The following is a 14466-nucleotide window of genomic DNA, read 5'->3' on the forward strand; positions in this document are numbered from 1 at the left end:
GCATTAAAAAGCCGGCTTGTGGCCGGCTTCTCGGGGACTGGCTTGGATCATTTTTGGTAAACCGCGCCAGCCTTCAAAACGTACACCCGGATCTTGCGTCCGGCTGTGGGACCTGGTGAGAAAGTCATCTGCCAGGCCAGTGCATCTGAGCCGCAGGGCGGGTCGATGCACAAATGTGGGGCGCAGCATACGCAGGTTTGACGGAAATTCCCAGCGGGAAGTGCCGGGCAGAGCCTTTGGCCACCGGGGTGGGTGGCCGATGGGCGTTCTGGAGCGCTTAAAGAAAGGGCACCGTCGGCCGTCGTTTGTTCAGGGTCGACCACCAGAACACCCAGCCCAGCACCCTGATGTTCTGCTCTTCGATTTGTGCGGCCCTGAAGATTTCATCCGGGTATTCGGCGCGGTTGTGGCTGCGCAGTCGCAGGGAGTTGCCCGGTAGTCGGTGCAGGTACTTGATGCGCAGCATGCCGTCATGTTCGATGGCGTAGATCTCGCCATCGACAATTTGGGTCAGGCCACGGTCAATCGCCAGGGTCGAACCGTCTTCAATTTTCTCACCCATGCTATTGCCGCTCATCAGGGTGCAGATGGCGTCGGCGTGGTTGATTTCCAGGGAGTCGAGGTGGCTGCGGGGCAGGCGGATGGATTTCTCGGGATCTTCTATGACATGGGTTTTGTTGGATCCCGGGGCGGTGACAGCTTCTTTGAGGAATGGCAGTTCGACGTCGACAGGCTCTATGACCGTGTAGACACCGCGGATGGTCTGGGCATCGAAGGTGTTGCCGGACTCGTCGAGCAGGCGCAGGTGTTGGGCGTCTTTCGAGCCTTCGCCGGTTTTCAGCCAGTCGCTGCTGACGGAGAGTTTTCTGGCGACTTCTTCCATGCAATGGGCAGGCACACCGCGGGTGTACCAGTTATGTACATTTTGCGGAGCCGTATCCAGGAATTCGGCAAATCCGGTGGTCGTGATGTTCGCTGCTTCGAGGAGCGCTTTGAAGCGTGGGCCGCTAGTGTTCTTTTTCATGAACGCGAGTCTACTGGCGGCTAACAAGGGTTTGAATAAACGCTTCGTTCAAATTTCGCGGGAAATTTACGACCGGATGTAAGACGCTCCAGGGGAATTTTAAACAGGCAAAAACCATGGGTAGGCCTGTTTAAACGTAGTGTGTGGTGTGCTTGTCAGGCACCCACAAAAAACCCCGGATCATCCGGGGTTTTTCTTGCCGCTTGCAGCTAAAAGCCTGCAGCCGGGCTTAGCCTTTGTAGGCAGCAACCGACTTGGTGATCGCTTCGCGGGCGGCGTCTGCGCCGGCCCAGCCTTCGATCTTCACCCATTTGCCTTTTTCGAGATCTTTGTAGTTCGCGAAGAAGTGCTCGATCTGCTGGATAAGCAGCGCTGGCAGGTCGGTGTATTCCTTCACGTCGACGTACAGTTGGGACAGCTTGTCGTGTGGGACTGCGATGACTTTGGCATCGCCGCCGCCGTCGTCGGTCATGTTCAGGATGCCGACCGGACGGGCGCGGATTACCGAACCTGGAGCAACCGGGTAAGGGGTTACGACCAGCACGTCGAGGGGATCACCGTCGTCAGCCAGGGTGTTCGGGATGTAACCGTAGTTGGCCGGGTAGAACATTGGGGTGGCCATGAAACGGTCAACGAACAGGCAATCGCTGTCTTTGTCGATTTCGTATTTGATCGGCGCGTGGTTGGCCGGGATCTCGATCGCGACGTAGATGTCGTTCGGCAGGTCTTTGCCAGCCGGAATCTTGCTGTAGCTCATTGGGCGTTGCCCCCGTTAGTTGACCAAAAACACTTGGCCGGATTGACCAAAAAGTGGCGGCGATTATAGGCATATTCCTGTGTCGACGCCATGGACCAGAAGTCGTATGGCGCTCACTGGTGTGCCTGATAGACAGGGTCATGCGCCTGAAGTTGCTTCAACCTCGCCAGCGGATCCTGGCGATAGAACAGCTTCAACTGCTGGTACACCTGTGGATAAGCCTCGTGCAGCAAATCCGGGGCGCTGAAGAAGTATTCGCTGGTGACGGCGAAGAACTCGGCAGGATTTTCGGCGGCATACGGATCGATGGCGGTTTCGGCATCGGGATTGCGTTCCAGTTGCCGGTCTAGGTCGTCGTAGGCCTCTTGCATGACGTTGGCCCAGTCGCTGACGCGCATGTCGGCATGCAGCGGCGGCAGGCCGTTGGCGACGCCGTTGAGCATGTCGAGCTTGTGCGCCAGTTCGTGGATCACCAGGTTGTAGCCTTCCCAGCCTCCGCTAGCCATTACGCCGGGCCAGGCGAGGATGATCGGGCCTTGCTGCCAGGCTTCACCGCTGTGCTCACCGTCCCATTCGTGCTCGACACCGCTGGCATCGCGATGGCGCTGGGGGCTGAGGAAGTCGTCTGGGTAGAGGATGATTTCGTGGAAGCCCTGATACCAGTTCAGGTCGCCGAGGTGCAGCAGCGGCAATTGCGCCTGGGCGGCGAGCAGCAAGCGTTGTTCCTGATGCAGTTCGACGCCGGGCAGGGCGCTCAGGTGCTTGTCTTCGAGGAACAGCACGCAGGCTTCGCGCAGCCATTGGTCTTCGGCGGCGCTGATGCCATCGAGAAAACTCAGGTGATGGCGCACCCGTTGCCACATGTCGTCGGCAATCGGGTGTTTTGCCAGGGTGCGCTGGCGACGCCAGGCGCTCAGGGACCACATCGTGTCAGCGCGATTCGGCTTTGGAATTCGAACCGGCAAGGCGGTTACGCACCATGCCAATGATCATCGGCACCAGCGAGAGCAGGATGATGCCGACTACCAGTAGCGACAGGTTCTTCTTGATGAACGGCACGTTGCCGAAGAAGTAACCGAGCGTCACCAGGCCGCCGACCCATAGGATGGTGCCCAGCACGCTGAAGGCAAAGAAACGCGGATAAGGCATTCTCCCCACGCCGGCGACGAACGGTGCAAAAGTACGGATGATCGGCAGGAAGCGCGCCAGGGTCACGGTTTTGCCGCCGTGCTTGTCGTAGAAGTCGTGGGTTTGTTGCAGGTAGTCACGACGGAAGATCTTCGAGTCCGGATTGCTGAACAGCTTTTCACCTGCCGTTCGTCCGATGATGTAGTTGGTACTGTCGCCCAGGATCGCCGCCAGCATCAGCAGGCCGGCGAGCAGTACCGGATCCATGCCGCCACCGGCCGCCACGGCGCCAGCGATGAACAGCAGGGAGTCGCCCGGCAGGAAGGGCATGACCACAAGGCCGGTTTCACAAAAGATCACCATGAACAGAATGGCGTAGATCCATGCCCCGTAGTTGGTTACAAGCATGTCGAGGTAGACGTCGAGATGCAGGACAATGTCGATCGGGTTGAAATCCATGGAAAGCACCTGTGGTGACGGTCCGACTCAGCAGACCTGTGCGGATGACTTCGCGTAAGACTACAGATAGGGGTAGTTTTTCTTACAAGCCGGGAATATCGGGATTATACGAGGCGAGTGGTGAAAATCGCGTCGAGATTGTAGCGGGGAATGTCATGACAGGGCTGATGTTTGATAACGAACAGGTGGGAGCGAGCCTGCTCACGATGCCGTTACTTCGTTGGACCATTGTAATCCAGTCGATGCCATCGCGAGCAGGGTGCAGGTGATTCAGAGTTCGTCGCTGATCGGCAGCACGTAGTTCTTGAATTCGGTGTCTTCCTTGAATCCGATGGACTCGTAGGTTTTCTGCGCGACTTCGTTGTTGCTGCTGGTGGAAACACGCATGCGCACGGCATTGGTTTCCTTGGCCATTTTTTTTGCGGTGCGGATCAGGTTGTCGGCCACCAACTGGCGGCGGGCGTCTTCGGCGACATAAATATCGTTGAGGATCCACACACGTTTGAGCGAAAGCGAGGAGAAGCTCGGGTACAGCTGGCAGAAACCCATCAGTTTGTTGCTGTCATCATCGGACAGCGCCAGGTAGATCACCGACTCCTTGCGACGCAGGCGTTTCTCGAGGAACGCCCGGGACGAGTCCGGATACGGCAGGGAACCATAAAACTCGCGATATTTGACGAACAAGGGGGTCAGCAGGTCCAGGTGTTCGAGGGTCGCTTGAATAATCCGCATGGTAGGTCTCGTCTTCAAGTGGCTGTCTTACGTCTCTGACGGCGATGGGAAACCCTTGGCGGCCGCGCAACGATCCTGCCTGAAACTGGTACGAATGTGCAATGCGCAAGCGGTTCAGGCATTCGGCGGTCCGAGCAGGAAATTTCCTTTCATGTCGCCTCCCGTGTCCGAGTCCAGTGTCTGAACCTGCGCTTCGTCCTTCAGATTGACCCCTGATAACTGCCGCCGGCAGGCTTCGCGCATCAAATACAGCAAACGGTGTGCCGCCATGCCGTAGCTCAGGCCTTCGAGCCGGACATTGGAGATGCAATTACGGTAGGCATCGGTAAGGCCGACCTTGGGATTGTAGGTGAAATATAATCCCAGGCTGTCCGGGGAGCTGAGGCCAGGGCGCTCGCCGATGAGGATCACGGTCATTTTTGCGCCAAGCAACTCACCGATCTCATCGGCGACGGCCACCCGGCCCTGTTCTACGAGTACGACTGGCGCAACTGTCCAGCCGTCGCCGGTCATTTGCTCTTCGAAGCGCGCCAGAAACGGCAGGGTATGGCGATGAACGGCCAATGCCGACAGGCCGTCGGCGACCACGATCACCAGGTCCACGCCTCCCGGATGAGCCACCGCGTAATCACGCAGGGCCTGCGCCGAGGCATCACTGAGTTTTCGCCCCAGGTCGGGGCGTTGCAGGTACGTGTTGCGATCCGTCGCCGCACTGTGCAGCAAAAGGCACTCGCGATCACGTTCGGCCAATTGCGCGCTGAGGGAGGCATGGTCAAACGGCAAGTGCACCGCATCCCGCGCCTGAGCGTGGGCGTATTGGAAGTCCAGTTGTGCGCGGGTGGGAATGCTGGTGCCGGTGCGGCCCAGGGCAATTCGCGCCGGCGTCAGGCGTCGTAGCTCCAGCCAAGGGTTGTGTGGATCGAAGGGTAATTTATCCATGTCAATGCTCATCCCAGTTGCGCCAAGGCCTGCCGGAAGGCTGGCGGCAGGCTGTCGCCGAAGAGAACCCTGCCATCGGCTTGAGTGAAGATGCCCATTCTCGCCAGCCACTGTTCGAATTCCGGTGCGGGCTTCAATCCCAGGGTTTGCCGGGCGTAGAGCGCATCGTGGAACGAAGTGGTCTGGTAGTTGAGCATGATGTCGTCGGAGCCGGGGATGCCCATGATGAAGTTGATCCCGGCGACGCCCAGCAGGGTCAGCAGGGTGTCCATGTCGTCCTGGTCGGCTTCGGCGTGGTTGGTGTAGCAGATGTCGCAACCCATGGGCACGCCGAGCAATTTGCCGCAGAAGTGGTCTTCGAGGCCGGCGCGGATGATCTGTTTGCCGTTGTACAGGTATTCCGGGCCGATGAAGCCGACGACGGTGTTCACCAGAAACGGTTTGAAATGCCGCGCCACGGCGTAGGCCCGGGTTTCGCAGGTTTGCTGATCGACGCCGTGATGGGCGTTGGCCGACAGGGCACTGCCCTGGCCGGTTTCGAAGTACATCAGGTTCTGGCCCAGCGTGCCGCGATTGAGGCTCAAACCTGCGTCGTAACCTTCCTGCAATATATTGAGGTTGATGCCGAAACTGGCGTTGGCCGCTTCGGTGCCGGCGATCGACTGGAACACCAGGTCCAATGGGACGCCGCGATTGATCGCTTCGATCGACGTGGTGACATGGGTCAGCACGCACGCCTGGGTCGGGATTTCGTAGCGCTGGATGATCGCGTCGAGCATTTCCAGCATGGCGCAAATCGAGGCGATGCTGTCGGTGGCCGGGTTGATGCCGATCATGGCATCGCCGTTGCCGTGCAGCAGGCCGTCGAGAATGCTTGCGGCGATACCGGCCGGTTCGTCGGTGGGGTGGTTCGGTTGCAGGCGCGTGGACAGTCGCCCGCGCAGGCCGAGGGTGCCGCGGAATTTCGTGACCACACGGATTTTCTGCGCCACCAGCACCAGATCCTGCACGCGCATGATCTTCGATACGGCGGCAACCATTTCCGGGGTCAGGCCGGGGGCGAGGGCGCGCAGAACCTGCTCGTCGGCGGCATCGCTGAGCAGCCAATCGCGAAAGCCGCCGACGGTAAGGTGGCTGACGACCGAGAAGGCTTGTTTGTCGTGGGTGTCGATGATCAGGCGGGTGACTTCATCGGACTCATAGGGAATCAACACTTCTTGCAGGAAGTGGGATAGCGGAATATCGGCCAAAGTCATCTGTGCCGCGACGCGCTCGCCGTCATTGAGGGCCGCGACGCCGGCCAGAAAATCCCCGGAGCGCGCTGGGCTGGCCTTGGCCATCACATCCTTGAGGCTGTCGAAGCGATAGGTCTGGGCGCCGACGGAATGGGCGAATGCGGCCATGGGGCGGAGTCCTCCAATAATTACTGCGATCTGCTTTTCCTGTGGGAGCGGGCTTGCTCGCGAATGCGGTGTGTCATTCAAAATAAATGTCGACTGACACGCTGCCTTCGCGAGCAAGCCCGCTCCCACATGGGAACTGCGTGCACTTCAATATGGCCGGCACCGGGCAGTGAGCACGGTGCCGGTGCATTCAGATACCTTCGAGCATAGCGTCTGCCGGTGCCTCGGAACGTTGCTTGGCAGTCAACTGGAAGTACAGGTACCCGGCAACCATGAAGCCGAGGAAGACCAGGCCGATCAAGGTGTTGAACCAGGCCATCGCCACCAGGCACACCACCGCCAGGAACAGCGCGATCCCCGGCACGATCGGATAGCCCGGCGCGCGGAAGGTGCGCTCCAGGTTCGGTTCGGTCTTACGCAGCTTGAACAGGCTCAGCATACTGATGATGTACATCACGATGGCGCCGAATACCGACATGGTGATCATCGCAGCCGTCAGGCTCATGCCTTGCAGGTTGACCAGACCGTCGCTGTAGATCGCCGCGATGCCGATCACGCCGCCGGCCAGAATCGCCCGATGCGGCGTCTGGAAGCGCGAGAGTTTGGCCAGCCCCTTGGGCAAGTAACCGGCGCGAGCCAGGGCGAAGAACTGCCGGGAATAGCCAAGAATGATCCCGTGGAAACTTGCCACCAGACCGAACAGACCGATCCATACCAGCATGTGCATCCAGGTCGAATTATCGCCGACCACGGCTTTCATCGCCTGGGGCAGCGGATCGTTGATGTTCGACAGTTGACGCCAGTCGCCGACGCCGCCGGCCATCACCATCACGCCGATGGCCAGGAACACCAGGGTCAGAATGCCGCTGACATAGGCTCTGGGGATCGTGCGTTTCGGGTCCTTGGCTTCCTCGGCGGCCATGGCCGCGCCTTCGATGGCGAGGAAAAACCAGATCGCAAAGGGGATCGCCGCAAAAATCCCGGGAATCGAGCCCATCGTGAACTCGTTCGAACCCGACCAGCCATTGAGCACGAAGTTGCTGAAGCTGAAGCCCGGGGCGACCACGCCCATGAATACCAGCAACTCAGCGACTGCCAGCACGGTGACCACCAACTCGAAGGTGGCCGCGATGCTGACACCTAGGATATTCAGGCCCATGAACACGAAATAGGCGCCAACGGCGGCGATCTTCGGGTCCAGTTCCGGGTATTGCACGTTGAGGTAGGCACCGATGGCCATGGCGATGGCCGGTGGCGCAAAGACGAATTCGATCAGGGTGGCGATGCCGGCGATCAACCCGCCTTTCTCACCAAAGGCCCGGCGGCTGTAGGCAAACGGCCCGCCAGCGTGGGGAATCGCCGTCGTCAGTTCGGTAAAACTGAAGATGAAGCAGGTGTACATCGTCGCCACCATCAACGCGGTGACGAGAAAACCCAGTGTGCCTGCGGTGCCCCAGCCGTAACTCCAGCCGAAGTACTCGCCGGAAATCACCAGGCCGACGGCAATGCCCCATAAATGCAGGGTGCCGAGTGTGGGTTTGAGCTGTGTGGAAGAAATAGTCATAAGTCCTCTCTAATTTTTATTGTTCGATCTTTTGGACTTTCGGGTGCGACGGGTTGGGTGCAATTCCTGAATGACGGGTACGCAAGGCCCGTGCCAGAGCGGCCAGCCTTTTGTGTTGTGTCATTTAAGTCGCTATCGCGAGCAAGCTCGCTCCCACAGGGTTCTGTGTCAGGTCTCAACAGCTGGATTCACCACAAAAACCTGTGGGAGCGGGCTTGCTCGCGAAGGCGGTAGAAAGGGCGACACAGAGTTACCTGTGTCGCCCCCGGTTTTAGAAGAAGCCCAGCGGATTGATGTCGTAGCTCACCAGCAGGTTTTTGGTCTGCTGATAGTGGTCGAGCATCATCTTGTGGGTTTCACGACCGACGCCGGACTTCTTGTACCCGCCGAACGCGGCGTGCGCCGGGTACAGGTGGTAGCAGTTGGTCCACACCCGACCGGCCTTGATGGCGCGGCCCATGCGGTAGGCGCGGTTGATGTCGCGGGTCCAGAGGCCGGCGCCCAGGCCGAACTCGGTGTCGTTGGCGATGGCCAGGGCTTCGGCTTCGTCCTTGAAGGTGGTGATGCTCACCACCGGACCGAAGATTTCTTCCTGGAACACGCGCATTTTGTTGGTGCCCTTGAGCAGCGTCGGCTGGATGTAATACCCGCTCGCCAGGTTGCCCTCGAGTTTTTCCACCTTGCCGCCGGTCAGCAGCTCGGCGCCTTCGCCCTTGGCGATTTCCAGGTACGAAAGGATTTTGTCGAATTGCTGTTCGGACGCCTGGGCGCCGACCATGGTGTCGGTGTCCAGCGGGTCGCCACGTTTGATTTGCAGGACTTTTTTCATCACGACGGCCATGAACTCGTCGTAGATCGACTCTTGCACCAGCGCCCGGGAAGGGCAGGTGCAGACTTCGCCCTGGTTGAAGAACGCCAACACCAGGCCTTCAGCGGCTTTCTCGATGAAGGATGGTTCGGCTTTCATGATGTCTTCGAAGAAGATGTTCGGCGACTTGCCACCCAGCTCCACGGTGGACGGAATGATGTTTTCGGCCGCGCATTTCATGATGTGCGAACCGACCGGGGTCGAGCCGGTGAAGGCAATCTTGGCGATGCGTTTGCTGGTGGCCAGGGCTTCGCCAGCTTCTTTGCCGAAGCCTTGCACGATGTTCAGCACGCCCGGCGGCAGCAGGTCGCCGATCAGTTCGACCAGCACGGTGATGCCCAGCGGGGTTTGCTCGGCGGGTTTGAGCACCACGCAGTTGCCGGCAGCCAGCGCCGGGGCGAGTTTCCAGGCGGCCATCAGGATCGGGAAGTTCCACGGAATGATCTGCCCGACCACGCCCAGCGGTTCATGGATGTGATAGGCCACGGTGTTGCCGTCGATTTCGGCGGCGCTGCCTTCCTGGGCGCGGATGCAACCGGCGAAGTAGCGGAAGTGGTCGGCGGCCAGAGGGATGTCTGCGTTGAGGGTTTCGCGAACGGCTTTGCCGTTGTCCCAGGATTCGGTGATCGCCAGCAGTTCGAGGTTCTGTTCGATGCGGTCGGCGATTTTCAGCAGCACCAGCGAACGTGCCTGGGCGGACGTGGCGCCCCAGGCATCGGCCGCCGCGTGGGCAGCGTCCAGGGCCTTGTCGATGTCTTCGGCCGTGGAGCGGGGGAATTCGGCAATCGGTTGGCCATTCACTGGCGAGGTATTGGTGAAGTACTGACCTTTGACAGGCGCGACGAACTCGCCGCCGATGTAGTTACCGTATTTGGCTTTGAACGAAACGATAGCGCCTTCAGTACCGGGGTGAGCGTAACGCATGGTGGTCTCTCCTTGCTTTTGTGCTTATAGGGAGTCGCGCATGTGCGCTTGCTTTAAGCGTAGAGCAAGGGGCGGGCCAGTGCCTTGCATGTCAGGTAAATCAAGGCCTTGCGAGGTTTTTGTCGGACGGGCGGGTAGCGCCTGTGACGCTTTCGGTACAGCCTGGGTGACACTTTGTACCCTTTGTGGCACAGCTTGTGACCAACCGGTCTTGCAGGCATTGCAATGCGGGCCGGGCTGGAGGATGCTCGGCATCACCTCATGCACGGGTCGCCGAGCCCCGGGGAGAATAATAAGAAATGCACGACAACCATTTGAGTCGCCATGCCCAGCAAGTATTGACGGTGACCCAGGGCAAGACCCACCTGCACGGTCCGGGTAGCGATCCGTCCATCGCCCGTTCCTGGCTGCGCTGCCTTGAGGACTATCACCTAGATCCGGCCCTGAGCATCGCGCCGACGGTGCTGGAACATGGCCGTGTCCTGGAAAGCCGCGAGCGCTTGCAGCAAGTGCTGCACATCGCCGGCAATGAAATGACCAGCCTGCATCAACAGCTCTCCGGCGCCGGTCATGCAGTGCTGCTGACCGACGCCCGCGGCGTGATCCTCAACTGCGTCACCGCGCCCGCCGAACGCCAGATCTTCGAGCGCGCCGGCCTTTGGCTCGGGGCCGACTGGAGCGAGGCCTGCGAAGGCACTAACGGCATCGGCACCTGTCTGGTGGAGCGTCAGTCGCTGACCATCCATCAGGACGAACACTTTCGCGGCCGCCACACCGGCCTGACCTGCTCGGCGAGCCCGGTCTTCGATCCCCATGGCGAATTGCTGGCGGTGCTCGACGTGTCGTCGGCGCGGCGCGATGTGTCGCGGCAAAGCCAGTTCCACACCATGGCACTCGTCAATCTGTCGGCGAAGATGATCGAGAGCTGCTACTTCCTGCGCTGCTTCGACAACCAATGGTTGTTGCGTTTTCACTTGCAAGCCGAGTCCGTCGGTTTGTTCAGCGAAGGGCTGCTGGCGTTCGACGGGGAAGGGCGCATTTGCGCGGTCAACCAGAGTGCGCTGAACCTGCTGGGACATATTCGCGGCGGCTTGCTGGGTAAGCCGGTGGAGGCATTTTTCGATTGCTCGCTCGATGAGTTGCTCGGTCGCGCGAGCACCAGTGCCGCCGCCAGTTGGCCGTTGCGCACCCGTGATGGACGCAAGCTGTTTGCGGTATTGCGCGGTGAGGCACGGCGGCCGCTGCCAACTCCGTTGGTGCCAGCGGCCAAGGTCGCACAAGCACCGCGCCTGTCGGGCATTTGCCTGGATGACGCGACGTTGCAGGCGGACTTCCGCAAAGCCTTGCGCGTTTACGAGCGCGACGTACCGCTGCTGATCAACGGCGAAACCGGGTCCGGCAAGGAGGCCTTTGCCAAAGCGGTGCACCACGCCAGCCAGCGGGCGGAAAAGGCCTTCGTTGCCCTCAATTGCGCAGCCATTCCCGAAAGCCTGATCGAAAGCGAGCTGTTCGGATATCGCGGCGGCAGCTTTACCGGTGCACGCAAGGAGGGTATGCGCGGCAAGTTGCAACAGGCCGATGGCGGGACCTTGTTCCTCGATGAAATCGGTGACATGCCACTGGCCTTGCAGACGCGTTTGCTGAGGGTGCTCGAAGACCGACAAGTGGTGCCGATCGGCGGCGAGCCGGAATCGGTGAATGTGCGGATCATCAGTGCCACTCACCGTAAGTTGCTGGATCGTGTGCAGGACGGCAGCTTCCGTGAGGATTTGTATTACCGGCTCAACGGGCTGGAAGTCGCGTTGCCGGCCTTGCGTGATCGTAGCGACAAATCCCGGTTGCTCGACTTTTTGCTGGCCGAGGAGGCGGGCGGAGAAACCGTATTGATCGACGGGCCGGCGCGGGAGGCCTTATTGGGGTTCGCCTGGCCGGGTAACGTGCGGCAGTTGCGAAATGTGCTGCGTACGTTGGCAGCACTGTGTGAGGACGGGCGGATTGGCCTGGAGGATTTGCCGGCGATGATTCGCCAGGCGCAGCCGGTAGTGTCGACGATTGAAGAAACTTCGGAGCATCCGCTGGAAGATGCCGAGCGGCTGGCGCTACTCACGGCGCTGGAGCAGACGCGCTGGCATATGACGCATACAGCGGAGCAGTTGGGGGTCAGTCGCAATACCCTTTATCGCAAGCTGCGCAAGCACGGTATCGCCCGGTAAACCGCGTCGCACCATTCGCGAGCAAGCCCGCTCCCACAGGATACACGCGGTCCCTGTGGGAGAGGGCTTGCTCGCGAAGGCGCCCTCAACTCTGAAACATCAGGTGCGATTTTCCCCTCCCTAAGCTAACCTGCGACCAAGTTTTACGAGGTCGACTATGCACATTCATATTCTTGGTATCTGCGGCACTTTCATGGGGTCAATGGCGGTTCTGGCCAAAGAGCTGGGCCATCACGTGACGGGCTCCGATGCCAACGTCTATCCGCCGATGAGCACTCAGCTGGAAGCCCAGGGCATTGAATTGACCCAAGGCTACGACCCGGCGCAACTCGATCCGGCCCCTGATCTGGTGGTGATCGGCAACGCCATGTCCCGGGGCAACCCGGCTGTGGAGTACGTGCTGAACAAAGGCCTGCCCTACGTCTCCGGCCCACAATGGCTGGCCGATCACGTGCTGCAAGGTCGCTGGGTACTGGCGGTTGCCGGTACGCACGGCAAGACCACCACCAGTAGCATGTTGGCCTGGGTGCTGGAACACGCGGGCATGAGTCCGGGCTTCCTGATCGGTGGCGTGCCGCAGAATTTCTCGGTGTCGGCGCGCCTGGGTGGCACGCCGTTCTTCGTCATCGAAGCCGACGAATACGACAGCGCCTTTTTCGACAAGCGCTCCAAGTTCGTGCACTACCGCCCGCGCACGGCAATCCTGAACAATCTCGAATTCGATCACGCGGATATTTTCCCGGACCTGCCGGCCATCGAGCGGCAGTTCCATCACTTGGTGCGGACCATTCCGAGCGAAGGCCTGGTGATTCATCCGACCACCGAGCCGGCGCTGCAGCGTGTCATCGAGATGGGCTGCTGGACTCCGGTGCAGACCACGGGTGCCGGCGGCCAGTGGCAGGTCAAGTTGCTCAGCGAAGATGGCTCGGCCTTCGAAGTGATGTTTGAAGGTGTTTCCCAAGGCGTGGTCGAGTGGGACATGACCGGTCAGCACAACGTCGCCAACGCACTGGCTACCCTGGCCGCGGCGCGCCACGTCGGCGTCGTGCCGTCCATGGGCATCGCCGCGTTGAGCGCCTTCAAAAGCGTGAAGCGCCGGATGGAAAAAGTCGCGGAAGTGGGTGGCGTCACCATTTATGACGACTTCGCTCACCACCCGACCGCCATTGCCACCACACTGGATGGCCTGCGCAAACGCATCGGCGATGCGCCGTTGATCGCGATCATCGAGCCGCGATCCAACTCCATGAAGCTTGGCGCGCACCGCGACGGATTGCCGGAAAGCGTGGTCGATGCCGATCAGGTGATCTGGTACGCCCCGGCCAACCTCGGCTGGGACCTGGCGGCCACGGCGGCGCTGTGCACCGTGCCGTCGATTGTCAGCGACTCCCTGGAAGGCATCATCGAACGCGTGAAGAGTCAGGCGCAACCAGGCACTCACGTGGTGATCATGAGCAACGGCGGCTTCGGTGGCCTGCACGGCAAACTCGCCGAGGCGCTAAAATGAACAACGGCCCGGACCGCATCACCCTGGCGATGACCGGCGCTTCCGGTGCTCAGTACGGTTTGCGCCTGCTCGACTGCCTGGTGCGGGAAGATCGTGAAGTGCACTTCCTGATTTCCAAGGCGGCGCAATTGGTGATGGCCACCGAAACCGACGTCACGCTGCCGGCCAAGCCGCAGATGATGCAGGCGTTCCTCACCGAATACACGGGGGCTGCCGCCGGGCAGATTCGCGTGTATGGCAAGGAAGACTGGATGTCGCCGGTGGCTTCTGGCTCCGGTTCGCCGGCGGCGATGGTGGTGGTGCCGTGTTCCACCGGCACTCTGTCGGCTATTGCCACCGGTGCCTGCAACAACCTGATCGAGCGTGCCGCCGACGTGACGCTTAAAGAACGTCGGCAGTTGATCCTGGTACCCCGTGAAGCGCCGTATTCGAGCATCCATCTGGAGAACATGCTCAAATTGTCGAACATGGGCGTGACGATTCTGCCGGCATCGCCGGGCTTCTATCATCAACCGCAAACCATCGATGACCTGATCGACTTTGTCGTGGCGCGGATCCTTAACGTGCTCAATATTCCTCAGGACATGTTGCCGCGCTGGGGCGAGCATCATCTGACCAGCGATGAATAAGCTACTGGTGATGGTGCTGGCGCTGCAATTGGCCGGGTGCGCCACGGCGCGCACCCTCGATGCGGCCAAGCCGGGGGCGCCGGTGGTGTACGCCGGGACTCGTCTGGATTTGTACGCAATGAACGGTGGGTGCTGTGCGATGGACCGATTCGGCGCCGAAGCACCGAGCTATCCGGGTGTTGATCTGCCGGCCAGTGCGTTGCTCGACACGCTGCTGTTGCCGCTGTCGTTGCTGACGGTGATAGGGGTGAGTTTTCAGGCGACGGGTGGATTGTAGGTATAGCGCTTTTGTGGCGAGGGGGCTTGTCGGAACGCCGCA

13 protein-coding genes are annotated in these 14466 nt (G+C 60.4%); 4 read left to right on the forward strand and 9 right to left on the reverse strand.

The window, feature by feature from the left end; genetic code table 11:
- Positions 1-277 precede the first annotated feature (277 nt).
- From KGA98_RS00500 to KGA98_RS00540, 9 genes are all read right to left on the reverse strand, one after another.
- Positions 278-1024: a S24 family peptidase gene (locus KGA98_RS00500; RefSeq protein WP_057713140.1), complete on the reverse strand. Its 747-nt coding sequence runs from the start codon at positions 1022-1024 to the stop codon at positions 278-280.
- Positions 1025-1253: 229 nt separating this feature from the next.
- Positions 1254-1781 carry an inorganic diphosphatase gene (gene ppa, locus KGA98_RS00505; protein ID WP_007990564.1) on the reverse strand — a complete coding sequence of 176 codons (528 nt, stop codon included), beginning with the start codon at positions 1779-1781 and terminating at the stop codon, positions 1254-1256.
- A 113-nt stretch (positions 1782-1894) separates the two neighbouring features.
- Complete coding sequence (locus KGA98_RS00510) at positions 1895-2707, reverse strand: zinc-dependent peptidase (protein ID WP_057713141.1); 813 nt, start codon at positions 2705-2707, stop codon at positions 1895-1897.
- Between the two features lie 4 nt (positions 2708-2711).
- Positions 2712-3368: a DedA family protein gene (locus KGA98_RS00515; RefSeq protein ID WP_090451611.1), complete on the reverse strand. Its 657-nt coding sequence runs from the start codon at positions 3366-3368 to the stop codon at positions 2712-2714.
- A gap of 270 nt (positions 3369-3638) precedes the next feature.
- The gene (locus KGA98_RS00520) at positions 3639-4100 is read right to left on the reverse strand and encodes a GNAT family N-acetyltransferase (RefSeq protein ID WP_007990572.1); all 462 of its coding nucleotides are present in this window, start codon (positions 4098-4100) and stop codon (positions 3639-3641) included.
- Between the two features lie 114 nt (positions 4101-4214).
- Positions 4215-5039: an ethanolamine ammonia-lyase subunit EutC gene (gene eutC, locus KGA98_RS00525; RefSeq protein ID WP_090451709.1), complete on the reverse strand. Its 825-nt coding sequence runs from the start codon at positions 5037-5039 to the stop codon at positions 4215-4217.
- An 8-nt stretch (positions 5040-5047) separates the two neighbouring features.
- Positions 5048-6442, reverse strand: coding sequence for an ethanolamine ammonia-lyase subunit EutB (locus KGA98_RS00530; RefSeq protein WP_223500092.1), 1395 nt, complete (start codon positions 6440-6442; stop codon positions 5048-5050).
- 190 nt (positions 6443-6632) lie between these two features.
- Positions 6633-8006, reverse strand: coding sequence for an ethanolamine permease (gene eat, locus KGA98_RS00535; RefSeq protein WP_057713144.1), 1374 nt, complete (start codon positions 8004-8006; stop codon positions 6633-6635).
- A gap of 271 nt (positions 8007-8277) precedes the next feature.
- The gene (locus tag KGA98_RS00540; RefSeq protein WP_034148108.1) at positions 8278-9798 is read right to left on the reverse strand and encodes an aldehyde dehydrogenase family protein; all 1521 of its coding nucleotides are present in this window, start codon (positions 9796-9798) and stop codon (positions 8278-8280) included.
- Between the two features lie 299 nt (positions 9799-10097).
- Here KGA98_RS00540 and KGA98_RS00545 point away from each other — a divergent pair, with 299 nt between their 5' ends.
- The 4 genes from KGA98_RS00545 to KGA98_RS00560 all read left to right on the forward strand — a co-directional run bounded on the left by KGA98_RS00545 (position 10098) and on the right by KGA98_RS00560 (position 14424).
- On the forward strand, positions 10098-12011 hold the full coding sequence (locus KGA98_RS00545; RefSeq protein ID WP_223500094.1) for a sigma-54-dependent Fis family transcriptional regulator: 1914 nt from the start codon (positions 10098-10100) through the stop codon (positions 12009-12011).
- A gap of 157 nt (positions 12012-12168) precedes the next feature.
- The gene (gene mpl / locus KGA98_RS00550) at positions 12169-13518 is read left to right on the forward strand and encodes a UDP-N-acetylmuramate:L-alanyl-gamma-D-glutamyl-meso-diaminopimelate ligase (protein WP_090451605.1); all 1350 of its coding nucleotides are present in this window, start codon (positions 12169-12171) and stop codon (positions 13516-13518) included.
- Positions 13515-14147: a flavin prenyltransferase UbiX gene (gene ubiX, locus KGA98_RS00555; protein ID WP_057713147.1), complete on the forward strand. Its 633-nt coding sequence runs from the start codon at positions 13515-13517 to the stop codon at positions 14145-14147. The genes mpl and ubiX overlap by 4 nt, the downstream gene beginning before the upstream one ends.
- Positions 14140-14424 (forward strand): YceK/YidQ family lipoprotein, encoded by a 285-nt coding sequence (locus tag KGA98_RS00560; protein WP_090451603.1) that lies wholly within the window; start codon positions 14140-14142, stop codon positions 14422-14424. The genes ubiX and KGA98_RS00560 overlap by 8 nt, the downstream gene beginning before the upstream one ends.
- The last annotated feature ends 42 nt before the right edge of the window (positions 14425-14466 follow it).

This window comes from Pseudomonas sp. BF-R-24, assembly GCF_019947335.1.
GTDB lineage: Bacteria > Pseudomonadota > Gammaproteobacteria > Pseudomonadales > Pseudomonadaceae > Aquipseudomonas > Aquipseudomonas jessenii.

What these genes read in the sequence shown, in the direction of transcription:
- KGA98_RS00545 (WP_223500094.1), top strand. Translation starts at nt 10,098, where the DNA reads ATGCACGACAACCATTTGAGTCGCCATGCCCAGCAAGTATTGACGGTG.
- ubiX (WP_057713147.1), top strand. Translation starts at nt 13,515, where the DNA reads ATGAACAACGGCCCGGACCGCATCACCCTGGCGATGACCGGCGCTTCC.
- KGA98_RS00515 (WP_090451611.1), bottom strand. Translation starts at nt 3,368, where the DNA reads ATGGATTTCAACCCGATCGACATTGTCCTGCATCTCGACGTCTACCTC.
- eat (WP_057713144.1), bottom strand. Translation starts at nt 8,006, where the DNA reads ATGACTATTTCTTCCACACAGCTCAAACCCACACTCGGCACCCTGCAT.
- KGA98_RS00560 (WP_090451603.1), top strand. Translation starts at nt 14,140, where the DNA reads ATGAATAAGCTACTGGTGATGGTGCTGGCGCTGCAATTGGCCGGGTGC.
- KGA98_RS00520 (WP_007990572.1), bottom strand. Translation starts at nt 4,100, where the DNA reads ATGCGGATTATTCAAGCGACCCTCGAACACCTGGACCTGCTGACCCCC.
- eutC (WP_090451709.1), bottom strand. Translation starts at nt 5,039, where the DNA reads ATGGATAAATTACCCTTCGATCCACACAACCCTTGGCTGGAGCTACGA.
- mpl (WP_090451605.1), top strand. Translation starts at nt 12,169, where the DNA reads ATGCACATTCATATTCTTGGTATCTGCGGCACTTTCATGGGGTCAATG.
- KGA98_RS00530 (WP_223500092.1), bottom strand. Translation starts at nt 6,442, where the DNA reads ATGGCCGCATTCGCCCATTCCGTCGGCGCCCAGACCTATCGCTTCGAC.
- ppa (WP_007990564.1), bottom strand. Translation starts at nt 1,781, where the DNA reads ATGAGCTACAGCAAGATTCCGGCTGGCAAAGACCTGCCGAACGACATC.
- KGA98_RS00510 (WP_057713141.1), bottom strand. Translation starts at nt 2,707, where the DNA reads ATGTGGTCCCTGAGCGCCTGGCGTCGCCAGCGCACCCTGGCAAAACAC.
- KGA98_RS00540 (WP_034148108.1), bottom strand. Translation starts at nt 9,798, where the DNA reads ATGCGTTACGCTCACCCCGGTACTGAAGGCGCTATCGTTTCGTTCAAA.
- KGA98_RS00500 (WP_057713140.1), bottom strand. Translation starts at nt 1,024, where the DNA reads ATGAAAAAGAACACTAGCGGCCCACGCTTCAAAGCGCTCCTCGAAGCA.